Source organism: Bacillus nitratireducens (assembly GCF_036320425.1).
GTDB lineage: Bacteria > Bacillota > Bacilli > Bacillales > Bacillaceae_G > Bacillus_A > Bacillus_A nitratireducens.
This window is the reverse complement of record NZ_JAUMJO010000002.1, coordinates 789,980-809,757: the sequence shown is the minus strand read 5'-3', so window position 1 is coordinate 809,757 and position 19,778 is coordinate 789,980. Positions and strand designations below refer to the sequence as shown.

The 19,778-nt window shown below is 35.7% G+C and carries 22 protein-coding genes and 1 pseudogene; 3 read left to right on the top strand and 20 right to left on the bottom strand.

Features of this window, described 5'->3' with window-relative positions; all coding sequences use genetic code 11:
- Nucleotides 1-84: 84 nt before the first annotated feature.
- A complete protein-coding gene (locus tag Q3V31_RS10405; RefSeq protein WP_000285631.1) occupies nucleotides 85-492 on the bottom strand; it encodes a MerR family transcriptional regulator in 408 nt (135 codons plus the stop codon).
- A gap of 142 nt (nucleotides 493-634) precedes the next feature.
- A pseudogene (locus tag Q3V31_RS10400) lies at nucleotides 635-981 on the bottom strand (SH3 domain-containing protein).
- A 205-nt stretch (nucleotides 982-1,186) separates the two neighbouring features.
- Between Q3V31_RS10400 and Q3V31_RS10395 the strand changes: the two are divergent.
- A complete protein-coding gene (locus Q3V31_RS10395) occupies nucleotides 1,187-2,074 on the top strand; it encodes a DMT family transporter (RefSeq protein ID WP_000814752.1) in 888 nt (295 codons plus the stop codon).
- A 20-nt stretch (nucleotides 2,075-2,094) separates the two neighbouring features.
- Here Q3V31_RS10395 and Q3V31_RS10390 read toward each other — a convergent pair whose 3' ends face one another.
- Together Q3V31_RS10390 and Q3V31_RS10385 are read right to left on the bottom strand one after the other, a co-directional pair.
- Nucleotides 2,095-2,631, bottom strand: a complete 537-nt coding sequence (locus Q3V31_RS10390; protein ID WP_071735444.1) for a hypothetical protein — start codon at nucleotides 2,629-2,631, stop codon at nucleotides 2,095-2,097.
- 20 nt (nucleotides 2,632-2,651) lie between these two features.
- Nucleotides 2,652-3,506 carry a pentapeptide repeat-containing protein gene (locus tag Q3V31_RS10385; protein ID WP_090814299.1) on the bottom strand — a complete coding sequence of 285 codons (855 nt, stop codon included), beginning with the start codon at nucleotides 3,504-3,506 and terminating at the stop codon, nucleotides 2,652-2,654.
- Nucleotides 3,507-3,701: 195 nt separating this feature from the next.
- Here Q3V31_RS10385 and Q3V31_RS10380 point away from each other — a divergent pair, with 195 nt between their 5' ends.
- The gene (locus tag Q3V31_RS10380) at nucleotides 3,702-3,875 is read left to right on the top strand and encodes a DUF1272 domain-containing protein (protein WP_071735446.1); all 174 of its coding nucleotides are present in this window, start codon (nucleotides 3,702-3,704) and stop codon (nucleotides 3,873-3,875) included.
- Between the two features lie 70 nt (nucleotides 3,876-3,945).
- On the opposite strand, the gene Q3V31_RS10375 is transcribed toward Q3V31_RS10380, so the two are convergent.
- The 12 genes from Q3V31_RS10375 to Q3V31_RS10320 all read right to left on the bottom strand — a co-directional run bounded on the left by Q3V31_RS10375 (nucleotide 3,946) and on the right by Q3V31_RS10320 (nucleotide 15,538).
- A complete protein-coding gene (locus Q3V31_RS10375) occupies nucleotides 3,946-5,007 on the bottom strand; it encodes a lactonase family protein (RefSeq protein WP_071735603.1) in 1,062 nt (353 codons plus the stop codon).
- Between the two features lie 137 nt (nucleotides 5,008-5,144).
- Complete coding sequence (gene gntK, locus Q3V31_RS10370; RefSeq protein WP_071735448.1) at nucleotides 5,145-6,686, bottom strand: gluconokinase; 1,542 nt, start codon at nucleotides 6,684-6,686, stop codon at nucleotides 5,145-5,147.
- 157 nt (nucleotides 6,687-6,843) lie between these two features.
- Nucleotides 6,844-7,512, bottom strand: coding sequence for a fructose-6-phosphate aldolase (gene fsa / locus Q3V31_RS10365; RefSeq protein ID WP_000667683.1), 669 nt, complete (start codon nucleotides 7,510-7,512; stop codon nucleotides 6,844-6,846).
- A 51-nt stretch (nucleotides 7,513-7,563) separates the two neighbouring features.
- Nucleotides 7,564-8,457 (bottom strand): phosphogluconate dehydrogenase (NAD(+)-dependent, decarboxylating), encoded by an 894-nt coding sequence (gnd, locus tag Q3V31_RS10360; protein WP_001263668.1) that lies wholly within the window; start codon nucleotides 8,455-8,457, stop codon nucleotides 7,564-7,566.
- Between the two features lie 95 nt (nucleotides 8,458-8,552).
- Nucleotides 8,553-10,037 carry a glucose-6-phosphate dehydrogenase gene (gene zwf, locus Q3V31_RS10355; RefSeq protein WP_329765000.1) on the bottom strand — a complete coding sequence of 495 codons (1,485 nt, stop codon included), beginning with the start codon at nucleotides 10,035-10,037 and terminating at the stop codon, nucleotides 8,553-8,555.
- 488 nt (nucleotides 10,038-10,525) lie between these two features.
- The gene (locus tag Q3V31_RS10350) at nucleotides 10,526-11,002 is read right to left on the bottom strand and encodes a heme-degrading domain-containing protein (RefSeq protein ID WP_000071889.1); all 477 of its coding nucleotides are present in this window, start codon (nucleotides 11,000-11,002) and stop codon (nucleotides 10,526-10,528) included.
- 305 nt (nucleotides 11,003-11,307) lie between these two features.
- Nucleotides 11,308-11,874, bottom strand: coding sequence for an SGNH/GDSL hydrolase family protein (locus Q3V31_RS10345; protein WP_329764999.1), 567 nt, complete (start codon nucleotides 11,872-11,874; stop codon nucleotides 11,308-11,310).
- Nucleotides 11,875-11,890: 16 nt separating this feature from the next.
- A complete protein-coding gene (locus tag Q3V31_RS10340) occupies nucleotides 11,891-12,715 on the bottom strand; it encodes an MBL fold metallo-hydrolase (protein WP_071735453.1) in 825 nt (274 codons plus the stop codon).
- Nucleotides 12,716-12,744: 29 nt separating this feature from the next.
- A complete protein-coding gene (locus Q3V31_RS10335) occupies nucleotides 12,745-13,302 on the bottom strand; it encodes a DUF7010 family protein (RefSeq protein ID WP_090814296.1) in 558 nt (185 codons plus the stop codon).
- Nucleotides 13,303-13,329: 27 nt separating this feature from the next.
- Nucleotides 13,330-14,178 (bottom strand): phosphotransferase family protein, encoded by an 849-nt coding sequence (locus Q3V31_RS10330; protein WP_090814295.1) that lies wholly within the window; start codon nucleotides 14,176-14,178, stop codon nucleotides 13,330-13,332.
- Between the two features lie 110 nt (nucleotides 14,179-14,288).
- A complete protein-coding gene (locus Q3V31_RS10325) occupies nucleotides 14,289-14,783 on the bottom strand; it encodes an NUDIX hydrolase (protein ID WP_000256578.1) in 495 nt (164 codons plus the stop codon).
- 5 nt (nucleotides 14,784-14,788) lie between these two features.
- Nucleotides 14,789-15,538 (bottom strand): Nif3-like dinuclear metal center hexameric protein, encoded by a 750-nt coding sequence (locus Q3V31_RS10320; RefSeq protein ID WP_071735460.1) that lies wholly within the window; start codon nucleotides 15,536-15,538, stop codon nucleotides 14,789-14,791.
- Nucleotides 15,539-15,622: 84 nt separating this feature from the next.
- Here Q3V31_RS10320 and Q3V31_RS10315 point away from each other — a divergent pair, with 84 nt between their 5' ends.
- On the top strand, nucleotides 15,623-15,832 hold the full coding sequence (locus Q3V31_RS10315; protein WP_000801638.1) for a hypothetical protein: 210 nt from the start codon (nucleotides 15,623-15,625) through the stop codon (nucleotides 15,830-15,832).
- A gap of 35 nt (nucleotides 15,833-15,867) precedes the next feature.
- Here Q3V31_RS10315 and Q3V31_RS10310 read toward each other — a convergent pair whose 3' ends face one another.
- The 4 genes from Q3V31_RS10310 to Q3V31_RS10295 all read right to left on the bottom strand — a co-directional run bounded on the left by Q3V31_RS10310 (nucleotide 15,868) and on the right by Q3V31_RS10295 (nucleotide 19,778).
- The gene (locus Q3V31_RS10310; RefSeq protein ID WP_329764998.1) at nucleotides 15,868-16,767 is read right to left on the bottom strand and encodes a PhzF family phenazine biosynthesis isomerase; all 900 of its coding nucleotides are present in this window, start codon (nucleotides 16,765-16,767) and stop codon (nucleotides 15,868-15,870) included.
- Between the two features lie 99 nt (nucleotides 16,768-16,866).
- Entirely contained in the window at nucleotides 16,867-17,571 is a 705-nt protein-coding gene (locus Q3V31_RS10305; RefSeq protein ID WP_329764997.1) for an SDR family NAD(P)-dependent oxidoreductase, read from the bottom strand.
- Nucleotides 17,568-18,131, bottom strand: a complete 564-nt coding sequence (locus Q3V31_RS10300; RefSeq protein ID WP_329764996.1) for a GNAT family N-acetyltransferase — start codon at nucleotides 18,129-18,131, stop codon at nucleotides 17,568-17,570. The genes Q3V31_RS10305 and Q3V31_RS10300 overlap by 4 nt, the downstream gene beginning before the upstream one ends.
- A 144-nt stretch (nucleotides 18,132-18,275) precedes the next feature.
- Nucleotides 18,276-19,778 carry a class I adenylate-forming enzyme family protein gene (locus tag Q3V31_RS10295; protein ID WP_329764995.1) on the bottom strand — a complete coding sequence of 501 codons (1,503 nt, stop codon included), beginning with the start codon at nucleotides 19,776-19,778 and terminating at the stop codon, nucleotides 18,276-18,278.

Below are 19,778 nucleotides of genomic sequence, written 5' to 3'. Positions count from 1 at the left end.
TCCTGTATACTATAATGTTTTCTTATTTGTTCGTTAGAAAACATAGCCCGATACAAAAATTAAAGAGGTCGGATTTCACTTATTCTATAATAATAGAGCAAGTGTCTGTAATAAAGCTGTCGTTTGACCTGATAAAGATTTCGATATTTTTTCACGTTGTGAATCAGTCAATTCATCTAAAAGAGGCTTTAACTCCGTTAGTTCTGCTTCTAATCTATGAATATGGTCTGTCACTTCATTCACATGTTTCGAAACGTGTTCATTGATACCGAGCAGCTTTTTCTTCTCCTCGATTTTCTCTTTAATCTCACAAAGCGGCATATGCATTTCTTTGCACTTCTCAATAAATTGTAATGTCTCAAATGCTGTTTCGTCGTAATAGCGATAATTAGATTGAGATCGCTCCGCTTTTAAGATACCTAGATTCGTATAATAATCAATCGTTCGTTTCGACACGTGAGCCATGAGAGCCAACTGTCCGATTCGATACACCTTCCCAACGATCTTCCCCCCTTGTTTATATTACTACAATCATACAATACATAAACTGTACAGTCAAACGTGACGGTTTGTTATTCACAATTTATACACAATTTCACGTCTCATCTTATACTATTCAAAAATATGTGTCCTATTATTGCTGCAAATTTTCTTTCGGTACCCATCCAGCTTCACCATTTACCGTTTCAAACCAATCCATCCATTCAGTTCTGCTAACCCAATTAGTATTTCTCCACTACTCAATTGTAATTCTTTTGCAGTATGTCGCTTTATAATAACTCCACTTTCATCTGTACACTTACTTATTATTTGCTCTGGTACCCAGCCTTTCCTATTATAATTCTCCTCCGAACAACGCACCCAGTTATCCAACTTTTTTGGTCCCTTATGCTTTTCACTAACAGAAACAAGATCTCCCTTCTCTAAACGAATTGGATCCGGATAATCACTGGCATGCAACTTAATAGCAATATTTTTCATAACACTCTACAATAATCAGAAAATTAAGTTATAATGTCATTATAAAAAAAGAAAGGAGACTACGCTCATGTACTACAACACTTCATTCGAAAACGATCAACCTGTAGTCCGTCTATAATCTAAGACGGGCATTCATATAACAAGTGCACTATGCCTCGTCTTAGGGAATAAATCATAACCCTAAAAATAGACGGAGGTAATTCAAATGAAACAAACAATTTTAGGTGCTATATGTTTATCTCTAGCAGCAAGTATATGGGGCGGTATGTACGTTGTTAGTAAATACGTACTCGACTTTATCTCGCCACTTACACTCGTTTGGCTACGCTTTATTATCGCTTTTGTTGTTTTATATGTAATTTTGAAAATAACTGAAAAAAAGCAAAAGAAAAAAGTAACCATCCACAAAAAAGATTGGCTATTATTTGCTTGGATTGGATTCATCGGGTATTTCATTTCAATCACATGTCAATTTATCGGAACGAAATTATCCGATGCTCATACAGGCTCCTTAGTGACATCAGCTACACCTGCATTTATGGTTATATTTGCAGCGCTCATTTTAAAAGAGAAACTAACTACTCGTAGACTTTTATCAACTATAATAGCGACACTCGGTGTCATTATCGTTATCGGATGGGATATTGAAATCGGCTCCTATTTTATCGGTTCAATCATTTTAGTTGGAGCTGCTATTACGTGGGCTTTACTGTCCATTTATGTAAAAATCGCTTCAGCTCGATTTTCATCTTTAATTATTACAACGTACGCAATATTTTTTTCACTCTTTTTCATTACACCTTTTATGGTATGGGAAGTTCAAACAAATCCTATTGAACATATGAACATGTATGTAGTATTGGGCGTACTCTATTTAGGAATCGTCTCAACTGCAGGTGCATTTTTCCTTTGGAATAAAGGATTAGAATTAATGGATGCTAGCATCGGCTCATTATTTTTCTTCTTTCAACCTATCGTCGGTTCAATACTTGGCTGGCTCCTATTAAATGAGACGTTAAGCAGTAACTTTTTCATTGGTGGTATCCTTATTATATGTAGTGTTATAATTACTACTTTTGAAAAGCAAAAATAGTATAAAAAACAGGCAGAGACTTAGTCTCTGCCTGTTCGCATAATTGGCTCTTGGTCGTGAAAACCGATGCAAATTGGTATATTACTTTGTAATCCACTACATGCACTTATAAAACTACACACTGTTCTTGCAATTAAATATAAAGTAATACCAATTGCCTTTTCATTTGTATCAAAGCCATTTTCAGCATACAAATCTGCTAATTCTACTGACCTCGGTCCCTCAATATCATACGTCCATTCACAAGCCCAATCATCATCCTCTTCCTCAAGTGGAATGTAATCGTCACAAACATAGAACTGACTATTCCATTCATTATCCAAATCATACTCAAAATAAATTGCTTTTACCTCTTCACTTGCAGTAATTTCTAAAGCTTCTTTCAAACCTATCCTCATACTTTCCCTGTATGAATCTAATGAAATCAATTTAATGCGCTCCGCATCCTCACTTGACGCTAGTGTGCGACAAATATCATAATACTTCGATTCTATTTGAGATACTGATAACGAAAATACATCTTCCTGCATTTCCTCTAAATACTGAAACATATCCAAACTATTTCACTCCATACTCTTTACGCACTCCAATGCGATGGACGGGACAATAATTTCGGCAATTTCGTATGTTTGTCCCCTTTCGCCGCGTTAATTTGAACTTGCGTAAGAAAAATACTATTTGTAAAATCCGTCCCGCGAATATCTGCATCTCGCAAATCTGCTCCGATGAGATCCGCTCCCCTTAAATTTGCATCTCGTAAATTAGCCGCAATAAGATAAGCTCCTCTTAAATTTGCTCCTTGTAAATCCCTCTTTTTAAGGTTAGCTCCCATAAGATCTGCCCCTCGGTGACTGATTCGTTTTTTACGTGCAGCATTCATTTCCTTCCATACTAATTCACTCGTCTCTAAAAGGAGAACATTCACTTCCGCTCGGTGTAATGGCACATTTACTTCCATTAACTCATCTGGACTTAAATTAGAAAGACGCTCAGTCTCTTCAATTGCTTCCTTCAGCTCTTTATGAATTGTCTGTGTCGCCTTTAATAGAATAGCCTCATTCAAATACCACAGCATTTCATGAAGCTGATGCATAACCGGAAAAGCATCATACATTTCTCTCGCATGCTCGGCATCTGTCCTCCAATCAATTCCTTTAAACATAACTTGAGAAATCTTTTGCCCAGCACCGAAACATTCAAATACTGTACAACCTTTATAGCCTTTTCCTCTAAGATCTCTATGTATACTACATTTATAATCTGATTGTAAATTTGTGCAAGGTTTACCACCATCTTTATTCACCGCGAAATCTACTGATGCTGCAAACGGTAATGCCACACAACATAATCCAAAACATTTTTCACAATCCGCTTTTAAACTATTGTAATTTACATCCTCTTCTACACGAAAATAGTCGTTATGATTAGTCAAAATATATACCCCCTGTTGTCTTTTGACTATTTCATAATATTCCAACTGCACTAAATAATCAATTTTAAAACAAATGGACCTATTTCATTTCAAACAACAACATAATCCATCTATTTCTTTTCATTTAAAAAGGACACCCACTACAATATTAATTATAATTAAATTAAGAACTTTCAAATAACGAGGAGGATTACAATGGCATTAGAAATGAAAACAAACTGTCAAATTTGCGACTATTCCCTTCAGCCTGATTCTGAAGCATACATATGCGTGTATGAATGTACATTTTGTGCACCATGTACAGAGGAAAGACAAAACGTTTGTCCGAATTGTGGCGGCGAACTAGTGCGTAGGCCGAAGAAGAAATAGAAAAAAGCAAAGCGATATCGCTTTGCTTTTTTCTGTTTTTGGGGTATATAGAAATTCTACTAATCACAAATTAAACGTTTAAAAACTTCACACAAACAGGCTCTGGTACAACAACATCAGATTGTAACAGTGTTAACTTCCCTGTCGTTTCATTTCTTGAAAATAGTACAAGATTATGTGACTTTTCATTTGTAGCAATAAGAAATTTCCCAGTAGGATCTAACACAAAGTCCCTCGGCCAATTTCCTTCTGTAGATGTATGTTCCACAAATGCAAGCTGACCTGAATTTTGATCCACACTGAAAACAGCAATACTATTATGACCACGATTCGCTACATATACAAAACGGCCATCAGAAGAAATATGAATAGCACTTCCTTGACTATTTCCAGCAAATTCTTTTGGAACAGTAGAACTATACTGCAACTCTGTAAAGGACCCTTCTTCCGGATGATATGTTAACACAATGACTTCCGAACTAAGTTCAGTCATCACATAAGCGTACTTTCCGTCCGGGTGAAAAGTAATATGCCTTGGACCGCTTCCTGGGTTCACAGACAAGCTATTCACTTCTTTTAATGTACTATCTTTTATTCCATACGTAATTATTTTATCAATTCCTAAATCAACACCTATCACATATTTTTCATCAGGAGTATATCCCGCGTAATGTGCATGTGGTTTTTCTTGTCTTTCTTTATTTGGACCTGAACCTTCATGTGTAACAATAGATTTGGCAGCATTTACAGTTCCAGTTTCTTCATTTACTACAAAAGACTCAATCGTTCCTTTATGGTAATTTGCTGTAACTACCGTATGGTTTCCACTATCCACACTAATATGACAAGGCGAAGCCCCTTCTACTACTTGTCTGTTTTTCGCCTGTAACTCTCCAGTATGACTATTAATCGAATAAGCAGCTACACCACCAGATTCGCCTTCCTTAACAACAGAATAGAGATATTGATTATTTTTGCTAATCGTTACATATGTAGGGTTATCCAGCTTAGCCGCAAGTGTTACATTACTAACTTTTTGTGCTTCCGTATGTAAAGTAAAAGTATATATCCCCTTACTATTTTCTTTCGTGTAAGTTCCAACATATCCAATAAGCTCTTTGTTTTCCGTCATTTTCATAACCCTCTCCCTATAGTTTTTGTTCATCATACTTCTTTTTAAGCAACCTAAAACTATTTTTCATTGAAAGAATATCCTAAAAAATCGGAGTACCTCTTTATACGTTACCATATTTTTCTGCCAAATATCCTCTAAACCCACTTTTTCTGAAAAGCTGCTATACTTTCATATTCTTCTTCCAAGTGACGGGCCAAACGAATATAGATCGGTGTTAAATCTTTATATTTCTCCACACTTCCCATGTTTGGCTCATGATAAAAATTGGCACCTACCATATTAGAAACTACATGTAATGTATCTACTTCACCTAAGCTATATAAACCGAGGATTGCCGCTCCTAGGCAAGAACTTTCGAAACTTTCAGGAACGTATACGTCTTGATGAAAAATATCCGCCATCATCTGTCTCCAAATTTCTGACCTTGCAAAACCACCTGTCGCTTGAATTTTTTTCGGTTCGCCAATTAGTTCTTTTAACGCAAGAAGAACTGTATACAAGTTATAAATGATTCCCTCTAAAACAGCACGTATAAGATGCTCTTTCTTATGATGTAGTCCAAGCCCAAAGAAAGATCCCCGCGCATTCGCATTCCATAAAGGAGCTCTTTCGCCTGCTAAATATGGATGAAATAATAAACCGTCAGATCCAGGATTCACTTTTGCCGCTATTTCCGTAAGCACTTCATATGGATCTTTTCCTAAACGCTTCCCATGCTCAACTTCTAACGTACATAATTGGTCGCGAACCCACCTAAAAATCATACCACCATTATTAACCGGTCCACCAATTACCCAAAGGTCCTCAGTTAACGCATAACAAAAAGTCCTACCTTTCGGATCCGTTACAGGATGATTTGTGACAACTCGCACTGCACCGCTCGTACCAATTGTAATAGCAACTACTCCAGGTTCTATTGCATTTACACCTAAATTCGATAGTACCCCATCACTCGCACCGATTATAAAAGGAGTAGTAACGAGTACATTCATCTCTCTTGCAAGTTCTTCATTTATCCCTATTAAACTGTGCGTCGTTGGAACAACTGTAGATAGCTTTTCATCGGTAATTCCTGCAACACGAAGAGCTGCCTCATCCCATTTTAAAGATTTCAAATTGAACATTCCTGTTGCTGATGCAATAGAATAATCAATTACATATTCCTTAAATAACTTATAGAAAACATACTCTTTAATAGAGATGAATTTATAGCTTTTTGCAAATAACTCAGCATGTTCATTTTTAAGCCAAACTAATTTTGAAAGTGGTGACATAGGATGGATTGGTGTTCCAGTACGAAGGTAAATTTCATGACCATTCATATCATTTTTTATTTTTTCTGCCCAGCTTGCACTTCTATTATCTGCCCAAGTGATACATCTCGTTAACGGCTTCCCTGCTTCGTCTACAGCAATGACACTATGCATTGCCGAACTAAAAGAAACACAAAGAATATCAACTGGCTGCACATTACTTGATTGTATAGTTTCTTTAATCGTATGTATGACCGCTTGAAAAATCTCTTCTGGATCTTGTTCTGCTGTTTCTGGTGCGGGAGAATATAAAGGGTATTCAATCCCATGACTTGTAATAACTGATCCATCCACCGAAAACAAAACTGATTTTGTACTAGTTGTCCCAATATCTACACCAATCATATATTTCGAGCTCACTATGTAACCCCTTTCATATTATTCCTATAACAAAAGAGCACCATGATGTATACAAAAAAGACGCTCCCTTATGAGAGCTACGTTTTAATAAACTTCTCTCTCATAAGGAGGTCCTTTTCATAACTATAGTGCTATTTTGAAAAGTGAAATCTTCATTTCATTATAACTTAGGCGCTTTCGCCCAATCCGCAGCAAACTTTTCAATACCTTGATCGGTTAGTGGATGCATAGCAAGTTGTTCAATGACTTTATAAGGAATTGTAGCAATATGTGCACCCGCCATCGCTACACGAGTTACATGGTCTGGGTGTCTAACAGAAGCCGCAATAATTTGTGTATCTAATAGATGAATATCGAATAATTCAGCAATTTTAGCAACTAATAGTACGCCATCTTCAGAAATATCATCCAAACGGCCTAAAAATGGAGAAACGTACGTTGCACCTGCTCGAGCAGCTAAAAGAGCTTGGTTCACAGTGAAAATAAGTGTAACGTTCGTTTTCACACCTTTTTCAGTAAGGTAACGACAAGCTTCTAATCCTGCTAGTGTCATCGGCAGTTTTATTGTAACTTTTTCATCGCCACCGTTAATTTTAATCAGTTCTTCTGCTTGAGCGATCATCTCTTCGGCTGTAACAGCATCTGGCGTTACTTCTGCCGAAACAGATTCAACGTTAGGCACTGCCTGACAAATTTCTGCAATACGGTCTTCAAACTTAATGCCCTCTTTCGCTACTAAAGAAGGATTCGTTGTAACGCCAGCTAAAACCCCTAGTTTATATGCCTTTTTTATGTCCTCAAGATTTGCAGTATCAATAAAAAACTTCATGATTCATTCCCTCCATTTTTTAAACGCTAACGAGTTATAATTTTAAAATGTTTATTTCTTTTCTACTGCATGTCCGCCAAATTCATTGCGCAGTGCTGCTACAACTTTTCCTGTAAATGTATCATTGTCTAATGAGCGGTAGCGCATTAATAGAGACATTGCGATAACAGGAGTTGCTGTTTGAAGGTCTAATGCTGTTTCTACTGTCCATTTTCCTTCACCAGAAGAATGCATAACGCCCTTAATTTCATCCAGTTTTGCATCTTTAGAAAATGCATTTTCAGTTAATTCCATTAACCATGAACGAATGACTGAACCGTTGTTCCATACTCTTGATACTTTTTCATAATCGTAGTCAAATTCACTCTTCTCTAAAACCTCAAATCCTTCACCAATAGCAGCCATCATTCCGTATTCAATTCCGTTGTGAATCATTTTTAAAAAGTGACCACTACCAGCTTTTCCAGCATATAAGTATCCATTTTCTACAGCTGTATCTCGGAAAATAGGTTCAACGATGTCCCAAGCTTCTTGGTCTCCTCCGATCATGTAACAAGCACCATTACGAGCACCTTCCATTCCGCCAGAAGTTCCTGCATCCATAAAGTGAATGCCATCTTTCTTTAATTGCTCATATCGGCGAATAGACTCTTTATAATGTGAATTACCGGCTTCAATTAAAATATCTCCTTTTGATAATAGAGGTGTAATCTCATTAATAACAGAATCAACAACAGCGTGCGGAACCATAACCCATAGAATTCTTGGTGATTCTAATGATTGAACAAGTTCGTTTAAACTAGACGTACCTGTAGCCCCATACGCTTTCATTTCTTCCACTGCACTCGTATTTAAATCGAATGCAGCTACTTCATGTTTATGATCAATTAAATTCTTCCCTAAATTTAATCCCATTTTACCTAAACCAATTAATCCTACTCTCATAATATAATTCCTCCTTGAATTACCTTTCATCATAAATACATGTTAATAAAATGATGAATATCTTTTGTCATATTGCTTTACTTATAAGAATGTACTTATTTTTTCAATCCCTCATCTAACCACCATTTAAATTCACTTTCTTGTAATAGAGCATGAGCAGCATCCGGACCATACGAGCCAGACTCATAATCATGAAGAGGTAACAAGTTTTCTTCGAACGCTTCAAGGATTGGCTGCACCCATTCCCATGACAATTCAACCTCTCTCCAGTGTGCAAAGAATGTAGAATCTCCACATACAGCATCATAGATAAGCCTTTCGTAAGCTTCCGGTATTCCCACTCCTGTTTGTTCACAAGTAAAATGAATACGAATCGGTTCAAGCTCTCCATTGTTCAATGGATTTTTACTATTTAATTGGAGTGAAACATTTTCATTTGGGCTAATTTCAATGATTAACAAATTAGGTTCTGCATTTGGGTTACTATCTTGATATTGCTGTTTTAATGTATTTTTAAACTCAATTACAATACGAGTAGACTTTTCTTTCATTCTTTTTCCTGTTCGTATATAAAAAGGAACATCAGTCCAAAATGGGTTATCAATCCATAGGCGAGCCGCAACAAATGTGTCTGTTTGAGAAGAAGGATTTACTCCCGGCTCCTCTTTATACGCTACAACTTGTTGTCCTTTTATCTCCCCTGAAGCATATTGCCCGCGAATGATATGGTTCTGAACATCTTCTTTTGTCACTTTACGAAGAGTCTCCATTACTTTTCGCTTTTCCTCACGAATTTCACATGCATTTATCTTTTCCGGCAAATTCATAGCAGTCATCATTAATATTTGCAACATATGATTTTGAACCATATCGCGAATGGCTCCTGCATGATCATAATATGCTGCCCTTTCTTCTACCCCAACCGTTTCACTAGCTGTTATTTGTACATTCGCAATATGTTCTTTATTCCAAATCGATTGAAGAACAGGATTTGCAAATTCAAGTGCTTCAATGTTTTGAATCATCGGTTTACCTAAATAATGATCAATACGGTATATTTCGTCTTCTTCAAACGTTCGACTAAGCCTATCATTCAGCTCTCGAGCAGATGTGAGATCATGACCAAACGGTTTCTCAATCATTAGGCGCTTCCATCCATCCGTTTTATCCAGTCCACTTTCTTTAATATTTAAAGCAATGGTCTCAAAGAAGTCAGGAGTAACTGAAAGGTAGAACATTCTATTCCCTTGTATATTTTGTTCTTCTTCCCTTTCACGAACTACTTGTAATAACCTTTTATAGTCTTCTGGCTTATTCACATCTAACGGACAATAACGAAAATACTCTAAAAAATCTTCTATTTTCGGAGTGCCTTCTTCTCTGCGACGAGAAAAAGTTTCTATGGATTCTTTTACTCTTTTTTGAAAATCTAAATGAGATACTTCACGTCTTCCAAGCCCGATAACGGATATTGGCTTTGGAAGCTTTTGATCTCTATATAAGTTATATAGCGCGGGGTAAATTTTTCTTTTCGCTAAATCCCCTGTCGCTCCAAATAAAACAAAGGTCATCGATTCCAATTTCAGTCCTCCTCGTGATGTATAGTCATTGCCACCTTAGTAAAAATGCATTGTACAGAAGCTACTATTATTGTTGATCCAATCTTACTTCTTAACTTCTAATGTTTTATAGTTGTCGCTTTCTAATTGTCCCCAATATTAATAGTGGCAATTCAAAGCATTTTCCCCACATCCTACTTACTTAGTTAAACTTACATAAAATAACTTAATTATTAAAAGTAATTAAGTTATTTTATGTCTATCATATTAACTACATAGATTATTATCGTCAAGAAAAGTGTCTTGAATTGAAGATTTTTTATTCCGTAATATTTTTAAATGGTTGTTTACTAGGAAAACGTTGCCCCTTAGAATCCACGCTACATTCTCTTTGTACTTTTAGGGATATCATCTCCATGTCCATTTCCTTAAATAAATAATAAAAAGGCAAAAACGAACAGGAATATGTTCGTTTTTGCCTTTTTATTTAACCTTTTAAATTACTTCTATTATTGATTTAAATGATTTTTAACTGCTCTTATAACCAATTCATGATCTACTTCTGGTGGTAATCCTGAGACTGTTATCATCCCAATAACCCCTACGTTTTTTATTTGAATAGGAAAGCATCCACCAAACGCAGCATATTCCGAGCCATCTAAACGGTATTTTTCATGATATGGAACTCCGCTTATTTCACTTTCTATCTGCATATAATACGAGCTATGATTATGCAGGGAAACGACCCGTTTTTTACGCTCAATCCATTTCGTATTTTCCTCAGTTGTCCCTGTCATCTTGAAATGAAATAATTGCACACCATTTTTTGCTATATCAACAGCAATCAATTTCCCCTCTCGCTTTGCTGTTTCAACGATAAATAAACCTAATTGCAAGGCATCTTCATTTGTAAAAGAGGAAAATTGAAGTGTTTCCTCCTCTATTAATATTTGTTTACTTATTTCACTCAAATTTGAATTACTCATATCTTTAACCTCCCTAATTGTCTTATACCACATTGGCACTTTTTAGAATTACCAGACTCTATAGTACCGTAACGCTTGTTTGCTTCTTAATGGTGCTATTATGAATTATATTTAACACGTTAAAAATGTATGTACTTTAAAGTGCTATAGGTATTAAACATTTAGTACAGGAATTGTCTACTTCCTTGATTAATTAAAATATATTAAGGTGTTTGCATTTTTGCAGTGCTACAATGCCCTTGCGAAAAGATACTATATTTTACTTATGTGAATACAAAAAAAGCAAAGCGCCCACGCTTTGCTTCCTACAAAATCCCTTTTAACTTTTCACAAATTAACTTCGCTAAATATTCATAACCTTGTGGTCCGAAGTGTAAACCGTCTTTTTCATCATCTTCTACAAATCTCTTATAATCCTTTTCTTGAATCATTTCAGCGTACAAATTTAGAAAATGACTTCCTGTTTCTTTCGCCACTTCCTCAACCATATTTGCATATTGACCGAGTACTTCATTCGTTCTATTATGTTGCCTTGCTTCATCAACTGGTGCAGGACTAATAAGTAATACTTTTTCTGATGAAATCGCACTTACAATTTTCTCTAAATTTTCTTTGTAAGATTGTAATGGCACTGGATCAAATAACACCGAATCATTCGTACCAAAAAAAACTGTTACAAATTCTGGTTTATGTGTTAATACATCACCTTCAATCCTATGTAACGCATCGAACGTATTATCACCTGGAACACCCGCATTAACCACTTTCCAATTTGGAAACAGCTCTTGCAAACGTGGCGTTAACCTCGGCGTTCCACAAAAAAACGTTTCTTCAGCTGTAATACTATCACCAAAGCATACTAACGTTTTCATTAATTTAGCACTCCTTTTACGTATGAAACAACTTTCCTTCTACCGCTTTCACATATCTTTCCGCAGAACGTTCAACTGCCTCATTTGCATTTTCTTTTACTACTCGGTGAAAGGCGTTATATAGACGATTAAATTGTAACGGTTTCACTCGATTCGCCATTTCTTCCACTTTCCTTGCTGGTAGTGGAATTAAGTTCGGATAGCTGTACATGAAACTCACCCACCGCTCATCCGCTACAACTTGAATAATATCACCTGTTAATAAAATACCTTTCCCATCATTACCTTCTTCCCAATGTAATACAGAACCGCCACTAAAATGCCCTCCGAGACGATGTATAGTAATCCCATCCGCTAATTGTAAAGACTCACCAGACCAATAAATAATACGACTACTTGGACGCATCACCCACTCTTTATCGTCTTCATGTATATAAATTGGTACATCGAATGTTTCTGCCCATTCTACTTGGGTTGAATAATAATGCGGATGCGACAGTGCAATCGCATCTAATCCGCCCCACTCTTTTATCTTCTCAATTGTCGTGTCATCTAAATAAGTAATACAATCCCATAACAAACGATATGACTCTGTTTTTACTACAAATGCCGTTTGACCGATCGCAAATCCTGGTTTTGTCGTAATACTATACAGTCCATTTTCTTCTTCTATAATTTCATTTTTATACGTATCACTCGTTCTCAAGTTTTCTAAAGTTGTCCATGACTGCCCTTTCGGATTAACATATTGTCTCTCCTCATCACAAATAACACAACTTACCGGTTCTTCCACACCCGCTGCATACTGCACGCCACACGTTGTACAAACGAAATTATTCATAGTTATTCCCCTATCCCTTTAATTTTTTATTAAGCTGATATTTGTTGATCATTTTCTGCTTTTTTATTTTCAAGTGATACGCTTATAAGAGTAATAAAGTAGACAACTGTAACCGCCATCGGAATTACAATAAATCCTTTTTCCGCAAAAAGAATCCCACATACTGACGTTACTAATACAGTTCCTACTGCTAAAAAACCATAACTTTTACTTTCATAAATCCATACATATGGTAAAAAATGAACACCTATTAACATCGCTACTACAAAAGGTAACCACTCCGGAAATTGAAAATATGCAAGTAATACAAACGGAATATTCAATACATTTATCCCACCAATTACTCCAGCTAAAGTCCCTAGCGGATTTCCTTTCGCAAACATATCAATTTTTAATAAAGCAGCTATCATTAAGCCGAGAGGAAACACACAGCCCATACCAATTAAATATACCCACACAACTTGCTTTTCTGAAAGAAGAACACCAGTTACGCTCGCTACAATCCAAAATAAAAGACCAGCTATTATAACAGGAAATCCCTTCTTCGTTTTTTGTGCTAAATCTCTTTTTGCTTCTGAAATGTTCATTTCACTATCTCCCCAAAATTATTTGTGCTAAAAAGCTAGCTCAATTTCACCTATCCAATAACGCCAAGCTACTAAGTAATCTTCTAAATCTTTTGGGTGGTGTCTTATACACGTATCTATACGTAAATATAAACCTATGACTATTTCCTCATATAAATCTCGTTCGTTTTTATGAAATACACATTGTTTCATCACATAATCAATCGTTTCTTTTGTTACATCTTCTGGAGTTGAACAGAACGCGTAAATTAAATCATATATAGGATCTCCTAGCACTGGTAATGGATCAATTACTCCATACAGCTCATTCTCTTGGAATATAAAATTATGAAACCCGAAATCACCATGTAATAAAAATGGCTGATTTATTCCAGTCCCTCTATTTGGACTATTCGCTAGTTTAAGAACAATTCTATGCTCTTCCTCACTTATGTAACGTCTTACATTTTCATAAGCTTCCATCACATTTGCCGTTAAAAATTCATTCCAAGATTGAACCAGACTTTCTTTCCACCCCCAGCCATCTGCACCTGGAACAAATTTATACTTATTGATAACTTCTTTTACAAGTGTAATAAGCGTACTTCGTTTATATCCTTGTTCGCACGAAGTACTACCTTCAAGGAAAGAATACACGAAATATGTATGTAAAGGTTCTTTATACAAAAGCTTTGAAAATAACGCATTCCCCTCATAAAAAGAAAGAAAATTAGCTTCTTCACGTATTACTTCCGATCCATTTGACTTCACAACATATTTTCCATCCAACAAATATACAGTACTTGTCGTTCCTCCGCTCAAAACTTTCATGCTATTTGGATAATGTGAAATAACCTTCTCATTAACTAGTTGTTCAGCGATTACTGAAATGTTCATTCACTCACCCTCGTATCTGAAGATTCCCTCAATTCAAAAGACAGCTTCACTATTATTTGACAATCGCAAGAGAATCCCTTCTAACATCTTAATATTGCAGAAATTAATTTTTATTTTATTAAAACGGCTTCCTTCAAGATTTCATCATATAATTCATTCCATTTATAATGATGTGCTGCACTCTCTTCTACTCTAACAAACATCCTTTTATCGGATTCATACTCACCGTCAAACTTATGCACTTCATTAATCTCCATCCGGTAGAACGGCTGATACCCTACTTTTGGATACGGACTATTTTTATTCCAATTTGGATTATCACTATGGTCAACGATAATATATCCAAATAAAGTACATTTTCCTTTTACATAACCTTCTTCCCACGCTTCTCTTTTAAAACATTCTTCTGGTAGTTCCCCTTCTTCTATATGCCCACCAGGAAAGTCCCAACCACGCTGCTCATGGTCTATTAGTAAAATCTTATTATTATTATGAAAACAAAAACCGTGAACACTCGTAATTCTTTCGTATTCTGGCAATATACAATCTTTTTTCCACGTTAACTTCACTTTTGATTCCCCATAATTTGCATATATAGTTACCATTTCCCTCACTCCAAATGATCTTCATTTAATCTAGTAATTTCTATTGAATTATCTCTTTCTTTTATCTTACGAGCCAAACTTTCTACACCAAACACTTCTGTAAATGTGTGACTACCTACAATTAAGTTAATGCCTTTAAATTTCGCATGTTGCACCGTATATAATGTTTTTTCTCCTGTTATGTACGTATCACAACCTTTTTCTAGTGCACGCTCAATAAGATTTGTATTGTTCCCTGCACCTGTTAAAATCGCAATCCGCTTTACTGGTTTATCATGATTTTTCCAACTCTTCACTTTCTCTTCCATTCTCTCTTCAAGTTTTCCAACTAAGTTTGAAAAGGGAATCGCTTCTTTATATTCTCCTATTCCCGGTAGCTCTTCTTCCTCATACGTGGAGTACTCCAGTATTGTATGTATCTCAATTTCATTAAACAACGACGTACACGTGCCAAACTTTACGAAATCTAATGGCAAATGAATCCAAAAATGATTCATTTCATATTCTTTTAATTTCTCAATACAAGCCTCTTCCATACCGAATAAAAAACTCCACGGCGCATGATGTGTAACTATCATATCGACACCATTTCTATATGCTTCTTCAATTGTCTCTAGCGTCAAATTTGTCGTGTAACCTATTTTGTGAAATTCCTCTTTACTAATGTGAGTGAAGCCATACTCATCATCACCGTATTTATTAAGGTGCTCTTCAAAAAGTGATGTAATATGTTCTTTAAACTGCGTTATATTCATTTTCATTTCTCCTTTCATTTACTTTTATATTTCAAAAATAAGGAAATACTATTTAACGACGTTACATACATATAGGAGGACAATATGAAACCTGAATTTTTAAAAGCTATACATGAAGCGATTGGAAATGTTGAGCATATTCATATAGAAGAAAGTGGTGCAGATAGTTTACTCATTCATCATGATGATGCACAGCAATTAAAACAAGTTGCTGAAACGTTAGAACACAACAATTTCCGCTCTACAATTCGAACAACTGGGGATGCTTCGTATATTGAAGTGTTGAACAGATAAAGAGAAGTCCCAGCTATGTGCTGGGCTTTATTCTTTTATATTGAAATTTCCAACTCTTTCACATATACCGCTGTTCCCGCAATATCTATTTGCAACTTCTCATTTTCTACATCTTTCGTTACATAAACCGTTACACGACCATCTTTATTTATTTCCTGTCCTTGCTCAACGATTAACTCCAGTTCATGGTCAAAATCTTTCTCCAAATACGTCGCATAATACGCTCCCATTACACCTGATGCTGTTCCTGTCACAGAATCTTCAATCGTTCCAGCATAAGCTGATGAGAAATGACTCCCATGCATTTGCACCTGTTCATCATAAGTTTCTAAACAAACTGGATGGATAGAAGCGTTAGGTATTTCTTTTAATACCGATGGAAACGCCTCATTTTTAGGTTTCATTCTTTCACATGCATCTAGATTTTTAATCGGTACAATTACAGTCCAGTTCCCGGTACTTCCATATACAATCGGTACACTTGCATCTAAATCCGTTACTTCTAAACCGATACTATGAGCTAATTCTTCTTTTGAACCTGTAAAACCTTTAAACTGAGGTACTGCCTGCCTCATTTTAATAAAGGTTTCTCCATTTTCATGTGCACCTATTTGTATTGGTAAAATACCTGCCTTCGTTTCAATCGTAAGGTTTGTTTTTTCTTCTAATAAACCTCTTTCACGCAAGGCATATATAGTGCCAACTGTCCCATGACCACATAAATCCATTTCAAACCCTGGTGTAAAATAGCGCATTCTTATATCTGCTACTTCTGAAGAAAGAACAAAAGATGTTTCGTTAAATCCAACTTTTTCAGCAACACGCTGCATGTCCTCTTCCGTTAATCCATCCGCCTCTAATACAATACCTGCTGGATTGCCCATATTTGGTTTATTCGTAAATGCGTCGTAATGAAATACGTTTATAGTCTTCATTTCTTTATCCCCTAATCTTCTTCTAATTTTCCAATTGTTAATACATACAGCAAACCATTTCATACTCTTCACTAAAATCCAGTAAGATCGTACCGTACTTTACCACTTCAATTCCCCTACACCCGGCTCAATAAACTTCCCTGACACATCCTCATTTGAATCTATTACCCAATCATATATATTTTGTGCTCCTTCAGCAGGAGTCATATTCGCATCAAAAGCACCAATGTCAGTCTTTAACTTCCCAGGGTGAATTGCGGTTACACCAATTCCTTCATTCTCAAACTCCTGTTGTAAGCAGAGCGTTAACATATTCTGTGCAGCTTTTGCGATCCGATATGAATATGAGAACTGCCCTTGTGGAAATTCTTTTCCGGCCATTTTATGTAATGAACCTAAACGAGAGGATACATTTATTATTCTTGGTTGATTCGACTTAGTTAAAGCCACGTATGTACCTTTTACAGCTCGAATAATTCCTAAGCAATGAACATTAAATAGTTCCATTAACTCTTCTGAATTTGTACGTAAAATCTCGGTTTCCTTCCCAGTAATTCCAGCGTTATTTATAACTAAATCAATATACTCTGTATATTCCTCCAGCTGGTTCTTAATTTGCTCAGTGCTCTCATCAGTCGATAAATCTGCTAATATAGGAAAACATCTAGAACTAAACATTTTCTTCAATTTCATTACCGAAACCTCAGTTCTAACTAACGGATAAACAACATGTCCATTTTCATGAAATACTTTTACTAACTCTAGCCCTAATCCACGATTTCCACCTGTAATAAGTACTCTCATATATCCATCTCCTTATTTTTATAATAAATAAGAAAATCTGCCCACTTACCATTCCCCATAGAAAATGCCTCTCTCATACATTCAAATGAAAAACCAGCTCTTTCTGCAAGACGAATAGATGGATCATTATCGATATGTATATGTAATTCAATTCTATGAAATTGAAGGCTATTAAAAAATAACGGCAGCGCAGCTATTACACTTTCTACTCCGTATCCATTTTTCCAATATTGATTATGAATAGAGTAGCCCATCATTGCCCATTGATAGTCCATACGTAAAATTTTTATAAGTTCTAGCTTTCCAATATTGGCGCCATCTTCTTTCTGAAAAATACCTAAAACGTACATTTCATCCCGTCTTGCCGCCTCATCAAATCCTCTTATCCATTCCGTGAACCATTCTTTTGTTGAAGACGACATGTCATGATAGCCATCATCGTATTTATATTGAGATGGTAACCTCTTATTGAATCCATCTAACCAACTTTCATAATCCTCTTTTTGAAATGGACGGATAATAAGCCTCTCTGTCTCTACTTGTAATAGCGGCAGCTTCATTTATATCTCTTCCTTTAATTGTTAATTGAATATTCTTTATTATCTTACACAAAATACAAATTCTAGTAAATTATTATGTTTTTTATAAACAAAAATCCAGTTATGCTTTATACATAACTGGATTCTTTATTATTTAATAACCTTTTATTTTACAAGAAAAACATCCCTTAATTCCCTCTTCAACACTTTCCCTAAAGCGTTTTTCGGTAATTCGTCCATAAATACAACTTCTGGTATTTTATAGCTTGCTAGTTTTTCTTTACAATGCTGAATAATCTCTTCTTCTGTTAAAGACGTTTGAATGTCCTTTACAAGGTAAGCTGTTGGAACCTCCCCCCAAAAGTCATTTGGAATCCCAACTACTGCAACTTCTAAAACGCCATTTATTTCATGAATTACATCTTCTACTTGATCTGGATATACGTTGTCACCACCGCGTACGATAACGTCTTTATATCTTCCCATAATATGTAGAAATCCATCATCATCTATCATACCGGCATCACCCATGTTAAACCAATTATCTTTTACTACCTTCTTTGTTGCCTCTTCATTATTCCAATATCCTTTAAACATGTACGGGCTTTTCACATGAATCTCTCCAACTTCATTTGTTGTTAGCTCATCACCTGTTTCTGGATGAACAATTTTCAGCTCTACATGTTTCAAAGTTTTCCCTACAGAAGACATTTTTTCTTTTCCCATATTTGGATGCCAAGAAGTTACTACCCAACCTTCTGTACTCCCATAACCTTGCACCATATAAATGCCTTTTTCCATATATTTTTGAATGAGTGTTTCTGGCACTTTTGTACCACCACTTTGCGCTACTTTAAAGGCCGAAATGTTGCGCTCTTTTTTATCTAATTCATCAAGCATGTAACTATAAACAGCTGGGAACGCAAGCATCGTAGTAATTTTCTCTTCTTCAATCTTATCCCAAATAAGAGTAGGATTCGAATCAGCTAAAAAGACCATCGTAACGCCATGATAAATACAATTTAAAATAGAAAGCACGCCACTCATATGAAACAATGGGTGCACTGATAAAAAGCGTTCACCTGCTGGAATTTCTCTTTGCCCCGCAATTTCAGTAAAATAATGATGTAAGTTTTTATGACCAATTACACATGCTTTTGCCTGTCCAGTCGTTCCTGAAGTAAATAAGTAAATGGCATCATCATCTTCATGAACTTCCACATTCGGCTCTGTTGTTGGCTGTTCCTTTAATTTTAATTCAAATGAGCCAAATCCTTCTTTTGTCGTCTCAATTACATAAGGAATTTCTTTAACTGCATCAATCTTTAATACAACTTCACTAAATTCATCATCAATAACTAATACTTTTAATCTCGCTTCTTTTACAATCGATTCTAATTCATAAGCAGTAAGCTGATGATTAAGCGGAATAAATACCGCTCCAATTTTTAAGCTTGCCATCATAACGCTTGGAAACGGATGGTTATTTTTGCATAGAATTCCTATACGATCTCCTCTTTTCACACCGGTATATAACAAATAATGTGCAAGCTGATTTACTCGTTCATTATACTGCTGAAACGAATACCTTTTCTCTCCACCGAAAAGCGCTTCCAAATTTGGTGACTGCATTGCTCTTTTTTGTAATAATTGTCGCATCGTTCTCAA